The sequence below is a fragment of the Kocuria sp. KKT182 genome (assembly GCF_055635395.1).
The window spans coordinates 2,056,277-2,076,359 of record NZ_CM145757.1 but is presented as its reverse complement, the minus strand read 5'-3'; the positions used below and the strand labels follow the sequence as shown (position 1 = coordinate 2,076,359).

General features: G+C 74.1%; 16 protein-coding genes and 1 pseudogene. 12 read left to right on the top strand and 5 right to left on the bottom strand.

Annotation, left to right across the window (positions count from 1 at the left end; genetic code table 11):
* Positions 1-248 precede the first annotated feature (248 nt).
* Positions 249-899, bottom strand: coding sequence for a helix-turn-helix transcriptional regulator (locus tag ACZ2G1_RS09615; RefSeq protein ID WP_109269226.1), 651 nt, complete (start codon positions 897-899; stop codon positions 249-251).
* A gap of 385 nt (positions 900-1,284) precedes the next feature.
* On the opposite strand from ACZ2G1_RS09615, the gene ACZ2G1_RS09610 reads away from it, so the two are divergent.
* The 3 genes from ACZ2G1_RS09610 to ACZ2G1_RS09600 all read left to right on the top strand — a co-directional run bounded on the left by ACZ2G1_RS09610 (position 1,285) and on the right by ACZ2G1_RS09600 (position 5,312).
* A complete protein-coding gene (locus ACZ2G1_RS09610; protein ID WP_336649535.1) occupies positions 1,285-3,588 on the top strand; it encodes a glycosyltransferase in 2,304 nt (767 codons plus the stop codon).
* 172 nt (positions 3,589-3,760) lie between these two features.
* Positions 3,761-5,209, top strand: coding sequence for an OFA family MFS transporter (locus ACZ2G1_RS09605; protein WP_115163124.1), 1,449 nt, complete (start codon positions 3,761-3,763; stop codon positions 5,207-5,209).
* Between the two features lies 1 nt (position 5,210).
* Positions 5,211-5,312, top strand: coding sequence for an MFS transporter small subunit (locus ACZ2G1_RS09600; RefSeq protein WP_017832964.1), 102 nt, complete (start codon positions 5,211-5,213; stop codon positions 5,310-5,312).
* 87 nt (positions 5,313-5,399) lie between these two features.
* Here the strand turns inward: ACZ2G1_RS09600 and ACZ2G1_RS09595 are convergent, their stop codons facing one another.
* Both ACZ2G1_RS09595 and ACZ2G1_RS09590 read right to left on the bottom strand, forming a co-directional pair.
* Positions 5,400-6,158 (bottom strand): FadR/GntR family transcriptional regulator, encoded by a 759-nt coding sequence (locus ACZ2G1_RS09595; protein WP_035925421.1) that lies wholly within the window; start codon positions 6,156-6,158, stop codon positions 5,400-5,402.
* 170 nt (positions 6,159-6,328) lie between these two features.
* Positions 6,329-6,469, bottom strand: coding sequence for a hypothetical protein (locus ACZ2G1_RS09590; protein WP_154676740.1), 141 nt, complete (start codon positions 6,467-6,469; stop codon positions 6,329-6,331).
* A gap of 181 nt (positions 6,470-6,650) precedes the next feature.
* Here ACZ2G1_RS09590 and eat point away from each other — a divergent pair, with 181 nt between their 5' ends.
* The 5 genes from eat (at position 6,651) to ACZ2G1_RS09565 (ending at position 12,558) form a co-directional block, all read left to right on the top strand.
* Complete coding sequence (gene eat / locus ACZ2G1_RS09585) at positions 6,651-8,081, top strand: ethanolamine permease (RefSeq protein ID WP_035925423.1); 1,431 nt, start codon at positions 6,651-6,653, stop codon at positions 8,079-8,081.
* Positions 8,082-8,161: 80 nt separating this feature from the next.
* Positions 8,162-9,544, top strand: a complete 1,383-nt coding sequence (locus ACZ2G1_RS09580) for a glutamine synthetase family protein (RefSeq protein WP_470376631.1) — start codon at positions 8,162-8,164, stop codon at positions 9,542-9,544.
* The gene (locus ACZ2G1_RS09575; protein ID WP_109221825.1) at positions 9,525-10,355 is read left to right on the top strand and encodes a gamma-glutamyl-gamma-aminobutyrate hydrolase family protein; all 831 of its coding nucleotides are present in this window, start codon (positions 9,525-9,527) and stop codon (positions 10,353-10,355) included. The genes ACZ2G1_RS09580 and ACZ2G1_RS09575 overlap by 20 nt, the downstream gene beginning before the upstream one ends.
* Entirely contained in the window at positions 10,352-11,713 is a 1,362-nt protein-coding gene (locus ACZ2G1_RS09570) for an aldehyde dehydrogenase family protein (RefSeq protein ID WP_035925432.1), read from the top strand. The genes ACZ2G1_RS09575 and ACZ2G1_RS09570 overlap by 4 nt, the downstream gene beginning before the upstream one ends.
* Positions 11,714-11,781: 68 nt before the next feature.
* Positions 11,782-12,558 (top strand): 3-oxoacyl-ACP reductase, encoded by a 777-nt coding sequence (locus ACZ2G1_RS09565; RefSeq protein ID WP_035925435.1) that lies wholly within the window; start codon positions 11,782-11,784, stop codon positions 12,556-12,558.
* Between the two features lie 8 nt (positions 12,559-12,566).
* Here the strand turns inward: ACZ2G1_RS09565 and ACZ2G1_RS09560 are convergent.
* Positions 12,567-13,278 (bottom strand): annotated as a pseudogene (locus ACZ2G1_RS09560) (DUF899 domain-containing protein).
* Positions 13,279-13,517: 239 nt separating this feature from the next.
* On the opposite strand from ACZ2G1_RS09560, the gene ACZ2G1_RS09555 reads away from it, so the two are divergent.
* Complete coding sequence (locus ACZ2G1_RS09555; protein WP_470376630.1) at positions 13,518-14,141, top strand: TetR/AcrR family transcriptional regulator; 624 nt, start codon at positions 13,518-13,520, stop codon at positions 14,139-14,141.
* 83 nt (positions 14,142-14,224) lie between these two features.
* Here ACZ2G1_RS09555 and ACZ2G1_RS09550 read toward each other — a convergent pair whose 3' ends face one another.
* Complete coding sequence (locus ACZ2G1_RS09550) at positions 14,225-15,298, bottom strand: threonine aldolase family protein (RefSeq protein ID WP_470376629.1); 1,074 nt, start codon at positions 15,296-15,298, stop codon at positions 14,225-14,227.
* Positions 15,299-15,453: 155 nt separating this feature from the next.
* On the opposite strand from ACZ2G1_RS09550, the gene ACZ2G1_RS09545 reads away from it, so the two are divergent.
* From ACZ2G1_RS09545 to ACZ2G1_RS09535, 3 genes are all read left to right on the top strand, one after another.
* A complete protein-coding gene (locus ACZ2G1_RS09545; RefSeq protein ID WP_109221823.1) occupies positions 15,454-15,852 on the top strand; it encodes an NUDIX hydrolase in 399 nt (132 codons plus the stop codon).
* A 54-nt stretch (positions 15,853-15,906) separates the two neighbouring features.
* A complete protein-coding gene (locus ACZ2G1_RS09540) occupies positions 15,907-16,380 on the top strand; it encodes a DUF2867 domain-containing protein (protein WP_035925446.1) in 474 nt (157 codons plus the stop codon).
* 131 nt (positions 16,381-16,511) lie between these two features.
* Complete coding sequence (locus ACZ2G1_RS09535) at positions 16,512-20,042, top strand: proline dehydrogenase family protein (RefSeq protein ID WP_470376628.1); 3,531 nt, start codon at positions 16,512-16,514, stop codon at positions 20,040-20,042.
* Positions 20,043-20,083 lie beyond the last annotated feature (41 nt).

The window sequence follows — 20,083 nt, the reverse complement described above, 5'->3', positions numbered from 1 at the left end:
AAGGGTCACGGGCGGACTCGGAGCGGTCCGGGCGCTCGACCCCGCCGGGGCTGGAGTTCCGGTGCGGGGGGATGCGGAACGGCGCACAGTGGTGCTGCCTCCAGGGTAGGAGCGTCCCCGGCCCGGCACAACGGTCCGCGCACAACGGTCCGGGCACGACGGTCCGGGCGCACCTGGCCGGACACCGTTCGGACGGGCGTGGGCCGGACGGGACGGCCCGTGGACGCGGGGAACGTCCGATCCGGTGCTCAGGCGAGCGGCAGCACCGGGGGAATGATCCCGTCCTCGATGGCCCGCTTGTAGAGCTCGAGCTTGGTGCGGGCCGGCCGCTCCACCGCGGCGTACTTGCGGCGGATCCGCTTGAGGTGCTCCTCCACCGTGGACTCGGCGATCTCCAGCAGCGCGGCCACCTCCTGCTCCTGGAGTCCGTCCACGTAGAGCGCGAGCACCTGGCGCTCCCGGGCGGAGAGCTTCGCGGGAGCTCTGCTGGGCAGCTCGGCCAGAGCCGACTGGAGCACGTCGCTCACGAAGTGGCCCAGCTGCCGGGAGAGCCGCATGGTGCGGAAGACGGTCCGGATGGGCTCCCACTTGCCCACGGCACCGGCCGCCCCGCAGGTGAAGGCGGACCGGACCCGGGCGAGGTCGTCCGGCGGCACCAGCACCACCACGGTGTGCTCCTGCGCGGTGAGGTCCGTGACGTTCTGCACGAGGTTGCGGCCGTCCAGGGTGTTCAGGCTCAGCAGGACCACCATCTCCTCGGCCGGGTTCTCGGCCAGGAACTCCGGGACGCTGCCCGCCACCGCGCTCACGCGCACGCCGTGCTCGGGGTGCTCGAGGGCCTCGCGCTGCATCGCGATGCGCGTCATGGGCTGGGGGCTGATCACGGCGGCGTTCAACATGGTGGGGCTCCTCGACGTCTCCCGCTGTGAGGTGGGCGGGATCTCCGCGGCCGGGGATCGCCGGTCCGCTCCGGCAGCGGGAGGGCCGTGTCCTGCGGCGGGACCGGCGCCGAACGCCCATATGTCCTTTGTGGAATACAGGGCGGTGTGGCGGGGGCCATCGGGGCAGGGGGTCCTCCGTGCGGTCGCCGCCGGCGGAGATGGTGCAGTGTGTTCCTCCACAGTGGCGGACCCGCCCGCGCGCGGGCAAGGCGATTCCGTGCGGACCTGCAACTTCGCACACCGCACGCCGCCCGACGGGCCGTGCCGGGGTCGGGGCCGGCGGAAGCGGTGCGGCTGGAAGAATGGGGGAGCCCGCACCGGTCGAGGAAAGGTCCGTACCGTCATGCACACCGACGTTCTCCCGGGATCGGGCGGGCAGGGACTCCGGCCGGGAGCGGCTCGCGAGCTCCGCGGAATCCTCGAGGAGCTCTCCCTGCGCGGCCTCGCCCCCCGGCTCCTCGATCCGGGGGCGGACCCGGTGCTCACGACCGCAGGGGAGGAGGGCCTCCGGGAGCACGGGCCCGCAGGCGGCGATCCCGCACCGCGGTCCGAGGCGGAGGCGCTCCTGCTGGCCGGTCCCGGGGCGGATGCTCCCGTGGGCGACACCGGGCTGCTCCTCTGGCTCGACCGGGCGAGAGCCGCTGCGGCGGCGGGCCGGCCGGTCGTCGTCACCGGTCTGGCCCTCGACCCCGATGCCGTCCCGGAAGAGATCGTGCGCCGGCTCCTCCCGGTCGCCTCCCTCGTGGGGCTGCGGGACGAGACGTCCCTGGCGGTGGCCCGCCGGCTGTGCCCCGAGCACCCCGGCCTGCGCGTCGGCTGGGAGGACGCGCTCCTCCTCCCGCGTCCCGCCGCCCCGGCCCGGCCGCTCGAGCAGGACGGGCCGACACGTCGCCCAGGAGAGTGGAGCTCCCCGGCCGGGCGGGCGCAGGAGGAGTGGGAGGGGCCGGCCGCGGAGTCGGCGGATCCGGACGGACGGGCCGAGCGGCAGGACGAGCTGGGCGGGTCGGCGGAGGAGCCGGGGGCGCCGGCGGGGCCGCCGCGGATCCTCGCCGCAGTGCGGCGGCCGGCCGGTCCCTTCCCGCCGGAGCGGCTCGCCCCCGTGCTCGCCGCCCTGCTGGACGCGCTGGTGCACCGGACGGGCGCAGCGGTCACGCTCCTGGCATGCGGCGGCGCCCCGGCCGACGAGGAGTTCGCGGCGGACGTGGCCGCGCTGCTTCCGGGCGACGTCCACCGGGTGCGCGCGGCTCCGGGAGAGGCCGGCACGGAGGCGCTCCGGGCGGACTGGGTCCTGACCACCTGCTCCCGCGGTGCGGCCCTCGGCCTCGCGGCACGGGCCGTCGTCCTCCCGGTGGGTCCGGACAAATATTCCATGGACGACATGAACGGCGTGCTGAGCCGCTGGGGGCTGGAAGGTGCCGTCGTTCCCCTGGCGGCGCTGCTCACCCCCGGCGACGTGGCGTGGGACACCCGTGCGGCCCTCCAGCAGTGGGCGGCGGAGGCCGTGGAGCACCGGGGGGCGGTGCGCGCCGCGCTGGCGGACGCCGAGCCGGCGGTCCGGGAAGCGGCGGCCCGGTGGTGGGACGACGTGGCCGGGGCGCTCCGCGGTCAGGAGCCCCGGCCCGCGGTAGGAACGGTGGCGGCGCCGCGCGGGGTCGGTGCCCCGGTGGTGCGTGCCCTCCGCCGCCGGTACACCGTTCCCACGGTGCCGCCCGAACGGCCCACCGTCGCGGTCCTGCTGCGGCACCACGGCGCCCCGGCGCGCCTGGGCCGGGCCGTCGACGACCTCCTGGCGCAGACGTTCACCGACTGGCGACTGGTCCTCGTGGACGACGGCGGGAACCCCGCCGAGGTGGACGCGGTCCTGGCGCCGCGCCGGGACGAGCTCGCGGGGCGCGCGACGGTCCTCCACCACCGCAGGGCCCTCGGTGCCGCGGCGGCCGCCAACCGTGGGCTGCGGGGAGGGGAGTCTGAACTCGTCGTCCTGCACGACGGCTCGGAGCCCTGGCCGCCCGAGCTCCTGCAGCGCGCCGTGGCGCACCTCGAGGATCCCCTCGTGACCGACGACGGGGTCGTGGTGCCGACCGAGAATCCGCCCGGGACCGGCCGAGACGTACCGGCCGGTCGGCCGGGACGGAATCTCGTGCCGACGGACCGGGAGGCCCTCACCCTCACCGACGTGCTGGACGGCGACCGCACCGCGGTCGACGCGCCGTTCCTGTACCGGCGCGCGGTGCACGGGGTGCTGGGCGACTACGACGAGACCATCGGCGCCGCGGAGCGCTGGGAGTTCGTGATCCGCTTCCTGGAGACGTTCACCGTGGGCCTGCTCCCCGCGCGCCCGACCGCCCGGCGGGACCGGACCGACGGGCGCGCCTTGGCGCGGGGCGAGGCGGCGGTGCGCGAGCGCCATCTCAGGCAGTGGAGCGCGGAGCACGGGATCGGCCTGCCGCTCTACCTGCGGCGGGCCGCGGCGGAGGAGGCCGGCGCCCTGCACCGGAGGCTGGACGCCGCCGAGGAGCTCGCGCACGAGCTCCTGGAAGTGGTCCGCGCCCAGACCCGGCAGATCGAACGGCTCGAGCAGGTCGTGGCGGAGAAGGGCTTCCTTGCCTTCTGGCGGCGTGCGTGGCGGGCCCTGCGCGGAGGATGAGCGGCCCGCTCCGGCCCGCTCCGGCCCGCTCCGGCGCGGCCGGTCGGCAGGTTGCTTTCCAGTTCTCCCGTCCGTGTGACATGCTTCACCCTTGGGCGCCGGGCCGGGACGTGCGAATTCCGTCCCGGACGCGCCCTTCGCGCAGTGTCCGCACCAGATGAGGAGTCGGGGCATGGGATGGCTTGATCGGCAGCACTCGGTGGCACCACCGGGATTCAACCGCTGGCTCATACCGCCGGCCGCCCTCGCGGTGCAACTGTGCATCGGTCAGGCCTACGCCACCAGCGTGTACAAGAACGCGCTGGTGGCGCACTTCGACGCGAGCCTGACCCAGATCGGCATCATCTTCTCCATCGCCATCGTGATGCTGGGCCTGTCCGCCGCCGTCTTCGGCACGTGGGTGGACACCGGCGGGCCGCGCAGGGCCATGTTCACCGCGGCGCTGCTGTGGTCCGGCGGGTTCCTGGTCGGCGCGCTCGGCATCTTCACCGAGCAGCTCTGGCTCGTCTACCTGGGCTACGGCGTCATCGGCGGCATCGGCCTGGGCATCGGCTACATCTCGCCCGTCTCCACGCTGATCAAGTGGTTCCCCGACCGCCCCGGCCTCGCCACGGGCATGGCGATCATGGGCTTCGGCGGCGGCGCGCTGATCGCCAGCCCCCTCTCCGCGGCCCTGCTCAACTTCTACGACCCGAACTCCGGCACCGAGGGCTGGGTGGCGAGCGGGGAGGCCGTCGGCAAGCTGTTCCTGACCCTCGCGGTCGTCTACCTCGCCTACATGCTCTTCGGCGCGTTCACCATCAAGGTTCCCGCGGAGGACTGGAAGCCCGAGGGGTTCGAGCCCTCGAAGGTCGAGTCGAAGGCCCTCGTCACCAAGAACCACGTCTCGGCCCGCAACGCGATCCGCACCCGGCAGTTCTGGCTGGTGTGGATCGTGCTGTTCTGCAACGTGACCGCCGGCATCGGCATCCTCGAGCAGGCCGCCCCCATGATCCAGGACTTCTTCCGCCAGGCGGACGGCGCCTCCCTCGTGACGGCGGCCGTGGCCGGCGGCTTCGTGGGCCTGCTGTCCATCGGCAACATGGGCGGGCGCTTCGTGTGGTCCACCACCTCGGACGTCCTGGGCCGCAAGCGCATCTACATGGTCTACCTCGGTGTCGGGGCGGTCCTCTACACCGTGCTGGCGCTGTTCGGCTCGACCTCCACGCTGCTGTTCGTGCTGCTGGCCTTCGTCATCATCTCGTTCTACGGCGGCGGCTTCGCCACGGTGCCGGCCTATCTGCGGGACCTCTTCGGGACCTTCCAGGTGGGGGCCATCCACGGCCGCCTGCTCACGGCGTGGGCCGCCGCGGGCATCGCCGGGCCCCTCATCGTCAACGCGTTCCTCGACGCCCAGGGCACCCCCGGGGAGCTCACGGCGCAGGCGTACCAGCCGGCGCTGCTGACCATGGTCGGCCTGCTGGTCGTCGGCTTCGTCGCCAACCTCCTGGTCAAGCCCGTGGACGCCAAGTACCACGAGCCCGAGCGCCGGAGCGCGGCGTCCGGCACCGAGGCCTCCGGGAAGGCCGGCACCGAGTCCTCGCGCACGTCCGACACCGAGCTCTCCCCGAAGGAGGCATGACATGAGCCGTGCACGACTGGCACTGGGCTGGGTCCTCGTCGGGGTCCCGCTCGCCTACGGAGTGACGATGACCCTCACGCGGGTGACCGCGCTGTTCGTCTGACCGGCTGAACGACCGGCTGAACGACCGGCTGAACGACCGGCTGACGGGCCGGGCGCGTCCTGACCGGGCCGCTGCTCGGGCGGCGGGTCACACCGGGCCGCGGTCGTCCCCGGGGGCGTCGTCGTCGGACTGCCCGGCGTGGCCGAGGAAACCGCGCAGCAGCGCGGCCGTGCCCTCCAGATGGGCGAGGGAGGCGGCCCGGGCGGCGGGGGCGTCGCCGGCCAGGACGGCGTCGGTGAGCTCGCGGTGCTGGCGGTCGGAGTGCTCGAGGTTGACCGGCAGGACGGGGATCCGGTCCAGCAGGTCGCTGGCCCGCGAGCGCACCTCCGCGACGGCGCGGACCAGGCTGGGACAGCCGCCCAGCTCGGCCACCGCGATGTGGAAGCGTGCGTCGGCGGGGCGGTAGTCCTCCGGGGCGCTCTCCTCGACCTGCCGCAGGCACGCGAGCAGGTGCTCCCGGGCGGCCGCGCTGAGGGACGCCGCCGCGGCCAGCTCCGCCGCGGCGGGCTCGACCACGGCGCGGAACACGAGCACGTCCTCGACGTCCGCGGGGTCCACCGGGGGGAGGGTCTCGTCCGGCAGGGCGGTGCGACCGGTCACGAAGGTCCCGCCGTACCGGCCCCGCACCACCTCCAGGACCCCGGCGACCTGGAGCTCGTGCAGGGCCTCGCGGAGCGTGGCGCGGGAGATGCCGAGCATCGCCGCGGTCTCCCGCTCGGGCGGGAGCCGCTCGCCCCGGCGGAACAGGCCGAGCCGGATCGAGTCGAGGATCCGTTCCACGGCCTCCTCGAAGGCGTTGCCCTGGCGCACGGGCCGGATGCGGGGGTGCTGGACGGGATCGCTCACGGTGGCGCTCCTCCCTGCGGTGCGACGTGCGCCCATGGTGTCACGGTCCCCGGGGACCGCCTCCGGCGGGACCCCGCCCTCCGCGCCGGACGGGGCCACGAGCAGCAGCGGCGCGCCGCCCGGTCCGGACGGCGCGCCGCTGCCTCCGGCCGGGACGGCCGGCCGAGGTCCTAGTGGGTGAGGTCGATGGCGACCACGCCCACCGCGATGATCAGGGCGGCGGAGACGAGGAAGCCCGCCGTGATGGCGATGAGGGCCCAGGAGCGGGCGCGGCCGGGGCGGTCAGTGGCTGAGGACGTGGTCTGGTTCATGCCCACCATTCTGCGGCATCCGGGGGGCCGGCTCCACCGCGACGCGGTCCGTGCCCGGCCCGGCGGCCGCCCGGCCGCGCCCCGCGGGGTCTTGACGGGGCACGGGGCAGCCCACAGACTGTGACCACTCGCGCCAAACGTCTGTTTTCAGACCTTTGTGGAATCCCGGAGGGATCGTCCCATGCCCGAATCCCCAGCACAGCCCACCCGCACCGACGAGTACTTCCAGCACCGCCAGCTCCGCTCCGGCGCCGCCGGGTGGGTCCTGCTCGCGGGCCTGGGCATCGCCTACGTCATCTCCGGGGACTTCTCCGGCTGGAACATCGGGCTCTCCGAGGGCGGGTGGGGTGGGCTGCTCATCGCCTTCGTGCTCATGGGCCTCATGTACACCTGCATGGTCTTCGGCCTCGCCGAGCTCTCCTCCACCCTCCCCACGGCGGGCGCCGGGTACGGCTTCGCCCGCCGGGCGCTCGGCCCCCTCGGCGGCTTCGCCACCGGGATGGCCGTGCTCATCGAGTACGCCGTGGCCCCGGCGGCGATCGCCACGTTCATCGGCGGCTACATCGAGGCGCTGGGCCTGTTCGGGATCACCAACTCCTGGCCCGTGTACCTCGTGACCTACCTGGTGTTCATGGGCATCCACATGTACGGGGTGGGCGAGGCGCTCAAGCTGATGTTCGGGATCACCGTGGTCGCGGTCCTCGCGCTGGGGGTGACCGTCGTCGCGCTCGTGCCGCACTTCGACGCCGCCAACCTCTTCGACATCGTCCCGAACGACGCCGCGGGGGCGAGCGCGTTCCTGCCCATGGGCTACGCGGGGGCGATGGCGGCCCTGGTCTACGGGATCTGGTTCTTCCTGGCGATCGAGGGCGTGCCGCTGGCCGCCGAGGAGACCGCCGACCCCCGCCGGGACATGCCGCGCGGGATCATCGTGGCCATGGCCTTCCTGCTGGTCTCGGGCGCGCTCATGCTGGTCCTGGTGCCCGGCGCGGCCGGGTCGGAGGCGATGAGCACCTCGGACAACCCGCTGCCGGAGGCCATCCGCACGGTCGCCGGGGCGGACAGCGCGATGGCGAACATCGTCAACTACGCGGGCCTGGCCGGGCTGGTCGCGAGCTTCTTCTCCATCATGTTCGCCTACTCCCGGCAGCTGTTCGCGCTCTCCCGGGCGGGGTACCTGCCCCGGTTCCTCTCGCTGACCGGCAGGCGCCGGACCCCGTGGGTCGCCCTCATTGTGCCCGGCACCGTGGGCTTCGTGCTCGCGGCCGTGACGGGCGACGGCGGACTGCTCATCAACATCGCGGTCTTCGGCGCCACCGTCTCCTACGTGCTGCTGAACCTCTCCCACATCGTGCTGCGGCTGCGCGAGCCGGACCTCCCGCGCGGCTACCGCACCCCGGGCGGCGTGGTCACCACCGGCATCGCCCTGGTGCTGGCGCTCGTGGCCGTGGTCGCCACGTTCCTGGTCGACGTGCTCGCCGCGTCCATCACCGCGCTCGTGTTCGTCGTCTTCCTCGCCTACTACTGGTTCTACAGCCGCCACCGCCTCGTGGGCCACGCCCCCGAGGAGGAGTTCGCGCAGATCCGCACCGCCGAGGCGGACCTGCACTGACCCCGTCCCGCCCGACTCCCCGCCCAGCGACCCCAGCACCCCAGCGTTCCCAGCGATTCCAGCGACGAAGGACCGGACCCATGACCCAGACTCCTCAGCACCCGCGCAACGACCGGATGCTCACCGTCGAGCAGCTGCGGCAGCACGTGGCCGACGGGCTCGTGGACACCGTGGTCCTGGCCTTCACCGACATGCAGGGCCGGCTCCAGGGCAAGCTCAACCACGCGCAGTTCTTCCTCGACTCGGTGCTCGACGAGGGCGCCGAGGGCTGCAACTACCTGCTGGCCGTGGACACGGAGATGAACACCGTGGGCGGGTACTCGATCAGCAGCTGGTCCTCCGGGTACGGGGACATGGAGTTCGCTTGTGATCTCGACACGATCCGGCTGATGCCGCACAACCCCGGCCAGGTCCTCATCCAGTGCGACCTCACCGGCCACGGCGGGCAGCCCATCCCGATGTCCCCGCGGTCCATGCTCCGCCGCCAGCTCGACCGCGCCCGGGACATGGGCTTCACCATGGTCACCGGCACCGAGCTGGAGTTCTGCGTCTACAACACGAGCTACGAGGACGCCTGGGACGCCGGCTACCGGAACCTGGTCCCGGCCAACCAGTACAACGTGGACTACTCCGTGCTGGGCTCCCAGCGGGTCGAGCCGCTGCTGCGGGAGATCCGCAACGCCATGTACGCGGCCGGGCTGACCGTGGAGTCCGCGAAGGGCGAGTGCAACCTGGGCCAGCACGAGATCGCGTTCCGCTACGACGAGGGCATGGTCACCGCGGACAACCACGTGGTCTACAAGCTGGCCTCGAAGCAGATCGCCCACCAGCAGGGGAAGTCCATCACCTTCATGGCCAAGCCCAACGAGCGCGAGGGCAGCTCCTGCCACATCCACATGTCCCTGCGCGGACCGGACCGCGAACTGGTCTTCTGGGACCGCGAGCGGAACGCCCGGTCCCGCACCTACGAGCACTTCATCGCCGGGGTGCTGCGGACCATGCGCGAGTTCACCCTGTTCTACGCCCCCACCATCAACTCGTACAAGCGCTTCGTCGAGGGCAGCTTCGCCCCCACCTCGGTGGCCTGGGGCGTGGACAACCGGTCCTGCGCCGTGCGCCTCGTGGGCAGCGGGCAGTCCGCCCGGATGGAGAACCGCCTCCCCGGCGGGGACGTGAACCCGTACCTGGCGCTGGCCGCGATGCTCGCCTCCGGGCTGCACGGCGTGGAGCAGGAGCTCGAGCTGGAGCCGATGACCGAGGGCAACGCCTACGAGTCCGACGCCCCCGTGGTGCCCTCCACCATGCGCGAGGCCCGGGACCTGCTGGACGGCTCGGAGCTCGCACGGGAGCTGTTCGGCGAGGACGTCGTCGAGCACTACGTGCACTACGCCGACGTGGAGCTGGCGGCCTTCGAGGCCGCCGTCACCGACTGGGAGCTGCGCCGTGGCTTCGAGCGCCTCTGAGCCGGGCAGGCCCGGGTACCGGCCGCGGATCGGGCTGACCACCTACTACCAGGAGGGCTCCTGGGGGGTCTGGAGCTCCGTGGCGGCGATTGTCCCGGGCGCCTATGTGGAGGCCGTCGCGGCGGCCGGGGGCACGCCCCTGCTGCTGCCCCCGGTGGGCACGGACCCGGGGGTGCTCGAGCTCGTGGACGGGCTGGTCGTCATCGGCGGCGTGGACGTGGACCCGCGGTTCTACGGCGCCGACCGGCACGAGCTGACCTCGTCCCAGCCCTCCCGCGACGAGCACGACCTCGCCCTGACCCGGGCGGCCCTGGAGCGCGGGGTGCCCCTGTTCGCGATCTGCCGCGGCGCCCAGATCCTCAACGTGGCGCTCGGCGGCACGCTGATCCAGCACCTGCCGGACGTCAACGCGAACGCCGCGCGCTACCAGCCCGGACCGGGCCGGTACGGCGAGGTCGAGTTCGCCACCGAGCCGGGCAGTCGCTGCCGCGAGCTGCTGGGCGAGACGGCGTGGTCCCCGTGCTACCACCACCAGGCCCTGGAGACGGTGGCCGAGGGCCTGGTGGTGACCGCCCGCGCCGAGGACGGGACGGTCGAGGCCGTGGAGACCACCGAGGGCGGCTGGACGCTCGGCGTCCAGTTCCACCCCGAGGAGAACCGGAAGGACTCCCGGCTCTTCGAGGGGTTCGTCCGCGTGGCCCACGGCTACGCGCAGGACCGCGCCCGGCAGTACAGCGCCCGGCACGACAGCCCCGGGGGGACCGGCCGGGCAGAGCACGCTCCACAGCGAGAGGACACCCGCATCCCATGACCACCACGCAGATCATCGACCCCGCCACGGAGGAGGTCGTCGGCACCGTCGAGCTGACCTCCCTGGAGCAGACGGACGCGGCGATCGAACGGGCCCGGCGGGCCTTCGAGACCTGGCGGACCGTCGCCCCCGCCGACCGCGCCCGGCTGCTGCGCCGCTTCGCCGACGCGGTGGACGCCGACCTCGAGCACCTCGCGGCCCTGGAGGTCCGCAACGCGGGCCACACCATCGGCAACGCCCGCTGGGAGGCGGGCAACGTCCGGGACGTGCTGACCTACTACTCCGGGGCGCCCGAGCGGCTCTCGGGGCGGCAGATCCCCGTCCAGGGCGGGGTCAACCTCACCTTCCACGAGCCCCTGGGCGTGGTGGGCGTGATCGTGCCCTGGAACTTCCCCATGCCGATCGCCGCGTGGGGCTTCGCCCCGGCGCTCGCCGCCGGCAACACGGTGGTGCTCAAGCCGGCCGAGCTCACCCCGCTGACCGCGATCCGGCTCGGGGAGCTGGCGCTGGAGGCGGGTCTGCCCGAGGGCGTGCTCACCGTACTGCCGGGCAGGGGCTCGGTGGTGGGGGAGCGCTTCGTGACCCACCCCGCCGTCCGCAAGGTCGTGTTCACCGGCTCCACCGAGGTGGGCCGGCGGATCATGGCCGGCTGCGCGGAGCAGGTCAAGCGCCTGACCCTCGAGCTGGGCGGGAAGAACTCCAACATCGTCTTCGCGGACGCCGACCTGGAGCAGGCCGCCGCGTCCGCCCCCGCCGGCGCCCTCGACAACGCGGGCCAGGACTGCTGCGCCCGCTCCCGCGTGCTGGTCCAGCGCTCCGTGCTGGAGAGGTTCCTGGAGCTGCTGGAGCCCGCCGTGCGGGACTTCGCCTGCGGGGACCCGTGGGACGAGGGCACGCGGATGGGCCCGCTGGTCTCCGCCGCGCACCGGGACTCCGTGGCCGGCTTCCTCGCCGACGACGACGCCCGGGTCGCCTTCCGCGGGACCGCCCCCGAGGGCCCCGGCTGGTGGTTCCCGCCGACGGTGCTCACCCCGTCCCCGGACTCCCGGGTGTTCCGGGAGGAGATCTTCGGCCCCGTGCTCGCCGTGGTGCCGTTCGAGGACGAGGCGGACGCCGTGCGGATCGCCAACGACACCGAGTACGGGCTCTCCGGGTCGATCTGGACCCGGGACGTCGGCCGCGCGCTGCGGGTGTCCCGCGCCGTCGAGGCCGGGAACCTCTCCGTCAACTCGCACGCCTCGGTGCGCTACTGGACGCCCTTCGGCGGCTTCAAGCAGTCCGGCTTCGGCCGGGAGCTCGGCCCGGACGCCCCGCAGGCGTTCACCGAGACCAAGAACGTGTTCCTGGCCACCGACTGACGCCGCCGTTCCACCACCCGTCCCGGGGGAACCCCCACCACCGAACCCCCACCACCGAAGGAGGACCCATGGAGGTCAACGCCCGCCGTCTGGTCGGCCGCAGCGCCGTCATCACGGGAGGGGCCAGCGGCATCGGTCTCGCCGCGGCCCGCCGCCTCGCCGCCGAGGGCGCGCACGTCGTCGTCGCGGACCTGAACCCCGCGGCCGGGGAGGCGGCCGCCGAGGAGGTCGGGGGGCTGTTCGTGCGCACCGACGTGGCGGACGAGGCCGACGTGATCGCGCTCTACGCGGCGACCTACGAGGCCTACGGGTCGGTGGACGTCGCCTTCAACAACGCCGGGATCAACCCGACCGACGACGGCTCCATCCTGGACACCGGGATCGACGCGTGGCGCAGGGTGCAGGAGGTCAACCTCACCAGCGTCTTCCACTGCTGCAAGCACGCCATCCCGTACATGCGCGAGCAGGGGAGGGGCTCGATCATCAACACCGCGTCCTTCGTGGCCGTCATGGGCGCGGCCACCTCGCAGATCTCCTACAGCGCCTCGAAGGGCGGCGTGCTCTCGATGAGCCGGGAGCTGGGCGTGCAGTTCGCCCGGGAGGGGATCCGGGTCAACGCGCTGTGCCCGGGCCCGGTCAACACGCCGCTGCTGCAGGAGCTGTTCGCCGCGGACCCCGAGCAGGCCCAGCGCCGGCTCGTGCACGTGCCGGCCGGGCGGTTCGCGGAGCCGGAGGAGATCGCCGCGGCGGTCGCGTTCCTGGCCAGCGACGACGCCTCGTTCGTCAACGCCGCCACGTTCCTGGTGGACGGGGGGATCGCCGGGGCCTACGTCACCCCGGTGTGACCCAGTGGTCAGTCGGCGGGGGCGGCAGGGCGGTTCACGCGTTCCTCGCCGTAGAGGGCGGCGACCTCCTCGGAGCCGAGCCACCCGCTGAAGGTGGGCGACTGCGGCCAGCCCTCGGGGAGTCCTGCCACTCCTCCTGGCGCCCCCAGGGCAGCAGGTCGATGAGCGGAAGGTGTGGCTGACCTGTTCGACACCGCGGCCGCTGCTGTGCCAGGTGCGGTGGACGGTGTCCCCGTCCCGGAAGAACACGTTCAGGGCGAACTCTCTGCCCGGAGGAGCCCCGACGTCGGCGCCGAACGGGCTGCCGGCGGTGGAGTACCAGGTCATGCGGTTGCCGACGCGACGGCGGTAGGCGAGCGCCTCGTCGATCGGGCCCCGGGTGACGACCACGAACCGGGCGTCGTAGCGGTCGAGGAAGTCCAGGCGGGTGAACTGCGAGGTGAAGCTCGTGCACCCTCCGCACTGCCAGGTCTCGCCGGGGAACCACATGTGGTGGTAGGTGATGAGCTGCCGCCTCCCGGCGAAGACATCGACGAGACGGACCGGCCCGTCCTCGCCCTCCAGCGTGTAGTCCGGCAGCTCCACCATGGGCAGTCGGCGGCGCTGCGCCGCGATCGCGTCCAGCTCCCGGGTGGCGGCCTTCTCCCGGACGCGCAGCGCGTCGAGCTCCCGCTGCCAGGTCTCCTGGTCGACGACACGGGGCCGTCCTGTGCTGGTCATGGCAGATCCTCCTCGGTCCGGCCTCAGGCCGGCTGGTGGGCGGCGCAGTCGACCCCGGACCCGAACGACCGCGCGTCGAGCATCTCGATCGCGCCGTCGAGAGTGACGTTCTCGGTGATGACCAGGGTCCGCATGCCGGGACTCCTCCGTCCGTGCCCAGAGGGTGCGCCGTCGTCCCGCGGCACCGTGGACCAGTAGAGTGTGTACACCGTACACATCGATGGAAAGAGAGGTCAAGGGTGCCGCGCACACGGGATTCCTACCACCACGGTGATCTACGCAGAGCCCTGGTCGACGCCGGCCTCGCCGCGACGCGGGCCCGCGGTGCGGCGGCCCTGGGGCTGCGTGACGTCACCCGTCAGGCGGGCGTCTCGCCGAACGCCGCGTACCGGCACTTCGCCGACCGGCAGGCCCTCCTGGCGGCGGTCGCGCACGAGATCCAGGACCGGATGGCCGAGCGGATGCGGGCGCGGATGCCCGTGGCGGGGGACCTCGATCCGCAGGACCGGGCGCGGCTCCGGCTCCGCGGGGTGGGGCTCGGCTACATCGCCTTCGCCGTGGCCGAGCCGGGGTGGTTCGCGACGGCCTTCTTCGGACCGAGCGGCGGGCCGGGCGACGTGCTCCACGACCCCCACGACCGCCTGCCGCCGCCGTTCGCGCTGCTGGTGGAGGCGCTCGACGGCATGGTCGAGGCAGGCGCGCTCTCGCGCGAGCGGCGGGACGGGGCGGAGTGGGCCTGCTGGAGCGCCGTGCACGGCTTCGCGGAGCTCGTGGTCCACGGCCCCCTGCGCGGGCAGAGCCCCGATCGGATCGACCGGTGGGCGGAGCGGGTCGTGGACGACATCATCACCGGGATCGCCTGACGCGCCGGGCCCGTGCCGCGGGGCCTGCACCGCACCCCGGGAGCCCGGGCGGCGGCACCCCGCGGTCGCGTGAGCGGCGCCGGTCAGCGGGCGGCGACGACCAGGTCCTCCCGCAGCGCCGCCACGAACTCGTCCACGTCCTCCTCGGTGGTGTCCCACGAGCACATCAGGCGGACCTCGCCGACGGCCGGGTCCCACACGTAGAACGGCCAGCGCTCCTGCAGCCGGGCGGTGGTCCCGGCCGGGAGCACCGCGAAGACCGCGTTGGCCTGGGGGGTCTGCGTCACCCGGGCGCCGGGGACCTCCGCGATCCCGGCCGCCAGCCGCCCGGCCATCGCATTGGCGCGGCGGGCCGCCTCGAGCCACAGGTCCCCCGTGTGCAGCGCCAGCAGCTGCGCGGACACGAAGCGCATCTTCGAGGCCAGCTGGGTCGAGAGCTTGCGCACGAACCGGGGCTGGCGCACGGCGTCCGGGGTGAGCACCACGACGGCCTCCGCGCCCATCAGACCGTTCTTGGTCCCGCCCCACGAGACCACGTCCACGCCCGCGTCGGTGGTCAGCGCCCGCAGCGGGACGTCCAGGGCCGCGGCGGCGTTGGCGAGGCGGGCGCCGTCCAGGTGGACCGTCAGGCCCAGGCCGTGCGCGTGCTCGCAGACCGCCTGCAGCTCCTCGGGCGTGTAGACCGTGCCGAGCTCGGTGGACTGGGTGACGGTGACGACGCGGGGCTGGGCGTGGTGCTCGAAGCCGAAGCCGTGCGCCTCCCGGTCGATCAGCTCCGGGGTGAGCTTCCCGTCCGGGGTGGGCACCGCCAGCATCTTCACGCCCGCGACCTTCTCGGGGGCGCCGCACTCGTCCACGTGCGCGTGGGCCGTGGCGGTGCAGATCGCGGCGTCCCAGCGGTCGGTCATCGCCGCGAGCGCCACGACGTTCGCCCCCGTGCCGTTGAACAGGGGATAGCACTCCGCCTGCTCGCCGAAGTGCCGGCGGACCACGTCCTGCAGCGCCTCGGTGTAGGGGTCCGCGCCGTAGGCCCCCACGTGCCCGCCGTTGGCGGTCGCCAGGGCCTGGAGCACCTCGGGGTGGACGCCCGCGTGGTTGTCGCTGGCGAAGCCCTTCCGGACGGGGTCGTGCAGGCGCGACAGGACGGAGTCGGTCACGGGTGGCCCTTCCGGTGGATCGGCGGTGTGCCGGGCGGCACTCGCACTCTACTCGCGCCCCCGCCGGGGCAGTCCGGACCCGCACCGGGCCCGGGGCAGTCCGGTCCGCGCCCCGCCCGGGGCCGCCCGGCCCGGGCCGTCGGTAGGCTCGGGGCATGCGCATCGTCCGGGCCGCCGCGGCGGTGGTCGTCGGGGAGGACGGCCGGCTGCTGCTGGTCCGCCGGGGCCGGGAGCCCCAGCGCGGGCGCTGGAGCGTGCCGGGCGGGAAGCTGGAGCCGGGCGAGACCGTGGCCGAGGCCGCCGTCCGGGAGGTCTTCGAGGAGACCGGCGCCCGGGTCCGCGCGGAGCGCGAGCTGGGGGTGGTGCACGTCCCCGGGGGACCGGGCCTCGTGTACGAGGTGCACGACGTCGCCGCGACCTACCTCGGCGGTGTGCTGCGCCCCGGCGACGACGCCGACGCCGTGCGCTGGGTGGCCCCGGAGGAGCTGCCGGGGCTCGAGACCACCGACGGCCTGCTGGAGCACCTCGCACGGTTCGGGATCCGCCCGGCCTGAGACCCGCGGGCCCGGCCTCTCGTCCGGGCCCGGAGCGCGTGCTTGGATAGGGGCATGGCACAGACGCGGGGTTTCTACGTCGACACCGTGGAGCGCACCACCACGGCGGACCGGGACGCGGTCTGGGCGGTCGTCGAGGGCATCGGCGGCGAGCGCGGCTGGTACAGCACCGACCGCCTCTGGGCCGCCCGCGCCACGGCCAACCGGCTGAACCTCCCGCCCGGGCGGCTGCGCCACCGCGAGCACCCGGACCGCCTGGCGGCCGGGGAGCGCCTGGACTGGTGGACGGTCGAGGCCCTCGAGCCGCCGCGGCGGCTGCGGCTGCGGTCCGTCGTGCGGATGCCGGGGGACGCCTGGCTGGACATCTGCCTGGAACCGGGACCCGACGGCACTCTCGTCTACCGCCAGACCACGGTGTTCCGCCCCGCGGGCCCGGCCGGCCGGGCCTACTGGTACGCCATGCTCGCCCCGCACAAGGCCGTCCTGGGCCGGCTCGCCACGGACATCCTGCGGCAGGCGGGCGGTTAGGGCTCTTCCGCCCCGGCCGCTCCGGCCGTAGCGTGGACTCACCGGCCACCGTGACGCCCGGTGGACGCGGCCGGCGGCCGGGGGAGTGCCTCGGCACCGCTGCCGGGCGGAGCCTCCAGGAGAGTGCCGCCATGACCGCCGACGCCCCGTCCGTCCCCGACTCCCGCGCCCTGGCCGACGAGGCCGTCGCCCTGGTCCGCGAGTGGCTCGTGCGCGCCGCCGAGGGCCGCCGGCACCGCGACGGCGCCGCCGACCGGCTCGCCACCGTCCTCCAGGACCCGCACGGGCTCGAGTTCACCGTCGGCTTCGTGGACCGGGTGGTGCGCACCGAGGACGTGCGGGCCGCCGGGCGGGCCCTGCACGCGCTCGCCGAGATCGTGCCCCGCACCATGTCCGCGGCGGACCGCGCCCAGATCCGGCTCGGGGCCGCGCTCTCGGCCTCGGCGCCGCAGGTGGTCGTCCCCGCCGCCCGCACCCGGCTCCGCCAGCTCGTGGGCCACATGATCGTCGATGCCCGCCCCCGGCCGTTCGGGCAGGCCGTGAAGAAGCTGACGGCCCAGGGCCACCGGCTCAACATCAACCTGCTGGGCGAGGAGGTCCTCGGCGTGGAGGAGGCGGACAAGCACCTCGCCGACGCCGCGGCGCTGCTGGACCGGGACGACGTCGACTACGTGTCCGTCAAGGTCTCCTCCGTGGTCCCGCAGCTGTCCCACTGGGGCTTCGAGGGGACCGTGGCGAAGGTCGTCGAGCGGCTGCTGCCCGTCTACCGGGCCGCCGCCCAGGCCCCGGCCGGGAGCAAGTTCATCAACCTCGACATGGAGGTCTACTCCGACCTGCACCTGACCACCGAGGTGTTCACCCGTCTCCTGGAGCACCCGGAGCTGCGGGGTCTCGAGGCGGGGATCGTGGTCCAGGCCTACCTGCCGGACGCGCTCGCGGTGGTGCGGCGGCTCTCGGTGTGGTCCGCCGCGCGGGTCGAGGCCGGGGGCGCGGGGATCAAGGTGCGGCTCGTGAAGGGCGCGAACCTCCCCATGGAGCGCGTGGACGCCGAGCTCCACGGCTGGCCCCTGGCCACGTGGAGCAGCAAGCAGGAGACCGACACCAACTACAAGCGGGTCCTCGACTGGCTGTTCGTGCCCGGCCGGATGACGGGGCTGCGGCTGGGGGTGGCCGGGCACAACCTCTTCGACATCGCCTTCGCCCACCTGCTCGCCGAGCGCCGCGGCGTGACGGAGCGGATCGAGTTCGAGATGCTCCAGGGCATGGCGGTCGAGCAGGCGAGGGCCGTGAGCGCCGACGTCGGACAGCTGCTGCTCTACGTGCCCGCCGTGCGCCCGGCCGAGTTCGACGTGGCCGTGTCCTACCTCGTGCGCCGGCTCGAGGAGAACGCCTCGCACGAGAACTTCATGTCCGGGATCTTCGAGCTGGCCCCGGACAACGAGGTCTTCGCACGGGAGGAGCAGCGCTTCCGGGCCGCCCTCGAGGCGCTGGACCCGCGGCAGGACACCGCCCCGGCCCCCGCCCGCGCCCAGGACCGCACCGCGCCCGACGCCGGGTCCGCGCACCTGCCGCTGGAGGAGCCCTTCCGCAACGAGCCGGACACCGACGTCTCGGTCCCCGCGAACCAGGCGTGGGCGGACGGGATCGCGGCCCGGATTCCGGACCGGTCCTGGTACGAGGCCCTGGCCGTGCCCGACCCCGTCGGCGCGCAGGACGTCGAGCGGCTCGTGCGCACGGGACGGGACGCCGCCGAGGGATGGCACGGCCGCGGCGCCCGCGAGCGGGCGGAGATCCTCAACCGGGCGGCCGACGTCCTGGCCGCCCGCCGCGGGCACCTGCTGGCGGTGGCCGGCGCGGAGGCGGGCAAGACCCTGGGCCAGTCGGACCCGGAGGTCTCGGAGGCGATCGACTTCTGCCGCTGGTACGCCCGCCGCGCCCTCGAGCTCGAGACCGTGGACGGCGCCCGGTTCGTCCCGGACCGGCTCGTGCTGGTCACCCCGCCGTGGAACTTCCCGCTGGCGATCCCCACCGGCTCCACGGTCGCGGCCCTGGCCGCCGGCGCCGCCGTGCTGCACAAGCCCGCCCCGGAGGCACGGCGCTGCTCGGCCGCCGTGGTCGAGGCGCTGTGGGAGGCCGGCGTGCCGCGGGACGTGCTCCAGCTCGTCGACTCCGTGGAGGGGGAGGTGGGGCAGGCCCTCGTCTCCCACCCCGGGGTGGACCGCATCGTCCTCACCGGCGCCTACGAGACGGCACGGCTCTTCCAGTCCTGGCGGGCGGGGCGGCCGATGACAGCGGAGACCTCGGGCAAGAACGCCCTGGTCATCACGCCCAGCGCGGACCGGGACCGGGCCGTGTGGGACCTCGTGACCAGCGCGTTCGGCCACGCCGGGCAGAAGTGCTCGGCGGCCTCCCTCGGGATCCTCGTGGGCAGCGTGGCGCGGTCCGAGCGGTTCCGCCGGCAGCTGCTGGACGCCGCGTCCTCGATGGTCGTGGACTGGCCGCAGAACCTGCAGGCCTCGGTGGGCCCGGTGATCGCCGAGCCCGGCGAGAAGCTGCACCGCGCCCTGACCCGCCTCGACCCGGGGGAGCAGTGGCTGCTCGAGCCGCGGCAGCTCGACGACACCGGACGGCTGTGGCGGCCCGGGATCAGGACGGGGGTGGCCCCCGGCTCCTTCTTCCACCGCACCGAGTGCTTCGGCCCCGTCCTGGGGCTGATGGAGGCCGCGGACCTGCAGGAGGCGATCGAGCTGCAGAACGCGGTCGAGTACGGGCTGACCGCCGGGCTGCACTCCCTGGACCCCGACGAGGTCAGCACGTGGGTGGAGCTCGTCGCGGCCGGCAACCTCTACGTCAACCGCGGCATCACCGGGGCGATCGTCCAGCGCCAGCCCTTCGGCGGCTGGAAGCGGTCCTCGGTGGGCCTGGGCGCCAAGGCCGGAGGACCGAACTACCTGGTCCAGCTCGGCTCGTGGCAGAAGGCTCCCTTCGGGGAGGTCCCGGCCGAGCAGGCCGGCACCGAGCTCTCCGTGTCCGTCGCCCGCCACCTCGCGGAGCTCCGCCCCCTCGTGCCCGAGCCGGACGCCGCCTGGCTGACCGCCTGCGCCGAGCAGGACCAGGCCTGGTGGGACCGGGAGTTCGGCCGCGCCCACGACCCCACCGGCCTGCAGTCCGAGGCCAACCTGTTCCGCTACCGCCCGCGCGACGTCGTCGTGCGCGCGGCCGAGGACGCCCCGCTCACGGACGTGATCCGGGTGGGGCTGGCCGCCGTGCGCTCCGGCGCCCGCGTGGTCCTCGTCCCCGCGGGGGAGGTCCCCGCGCAGGTGCAGGAGCTCTTCCGCTCGGTGCTGGACCCCTGCGGTGACGAGGCCTTCGCCCGCGTCGCCGCCGACTGGTCCGATCCGAGCGGGGCGGGACGGATCCGGGTGGTGGGCACCGCGCCGGGCCTGGCCGAGGCGCTCGCCGAGCGGCCCGAGGTCGCGCTGCTCACCGGGCCGGTGGTCGGCGCCTCCCGTGTGGAGATGCTCCCGCTGCTCGCGGAGCAGGCCGTGTCCGTGACGATGCACCGCTTCGGGAACCCCTCGACGGACGCCGAGACGGTGGTGCGCCGGGTGATCGCGTCCTCGCCGGGCCTGGGCACCCCGGCGCCACCGGTCGAAATGTAGGCGTCGCCCCTGGTGGGAACGAGGCGCCGGTGCGAGGCTGA

Coding starts and splice junctions, on each gene's coding strand:
- ACZ2G1_RS09580 (WP_470376631.1), top strand. CDS start 8,162: ATGACCCAGACTCCTCAGCACCCGCGCAACGACCGGATGCTCACCGTC.
- ACZ2G1_RS09565 (WP_035925435.1), top strand. CDS start 11,782: ATGGAGGTCAACGCCCGCCGTCTGGTCGGCCGCAGCGCCGTCATCACG.
- eat (WP_035925423.1), top strand. CDS start 6,651: ATGCCCGAATCCCCAGCACAGCCCACCCGCACCGACGAGTACTTCCAG.
- ACZ2G1_RS09615 (WP_109269226.1), bottom strand. CDS start 899: ATGTTGAACGCCGCCGTGATCAGCCCCCAGCCCATGACGCGCATCGCG.
- ACZ2G1_RS09610 (WP_336649535.1), top strand. CDS start 1,285: ATGCACACCGACGTTCTCCCGGGATCGGGCGGGCAGGGACTCCGGCCG.
- ACZ2G1_RS09540 (WP_035925446.1), top strand. CDS start 15,907: ATGGCACAGACGCGGGGTTTCTACGTCGACACCGTGGAGCGCACCACC.
- ACZ2G1_RS09590 (WP_154676740.1), bottom strand. CDS start 6,469: ATGAACCAGACCACGTCCTCAGCCACTGACCGCCCCGGCCGCGCCCGC.
- ACZ2G1_RS09545 (WP_109221823.1), top strand. CDS start 15,454: ATGCGCATCGTCCGGGCCGCCGCGGCGGTGGTCGTCGGGGAGGACGGC.
- ACZ2G1_RS09535 (WP_470376628.1), top strand. CDS start 16,512: ATGACCGCCGACGCCCCGTCCGTCCCCGACTCCCGCGCCCTGGCCGAC.
- ACZ2G1_RS09600 (WP_017832964.1), top strand. CDS start 5,211: ATGAGCCGTGCACGACTGGCACTGGGCTGGGTCCTCGTCGGGGTCCCG.
- ACZ2G1_RS09570 (WP_035925432.1), top strand. CDS start 10,352: ATGACCACCACGCAGATCATCGACCCCGCCACGGAGGAGGTCGTCGGC.
- ACZ2G1_RS09605 (WP_115163124.1), top strand. CDS start 3,761: ATGGGATGGCTTGATCGGCAGCACTCGGTGGCACCACCGGGATTCAAC.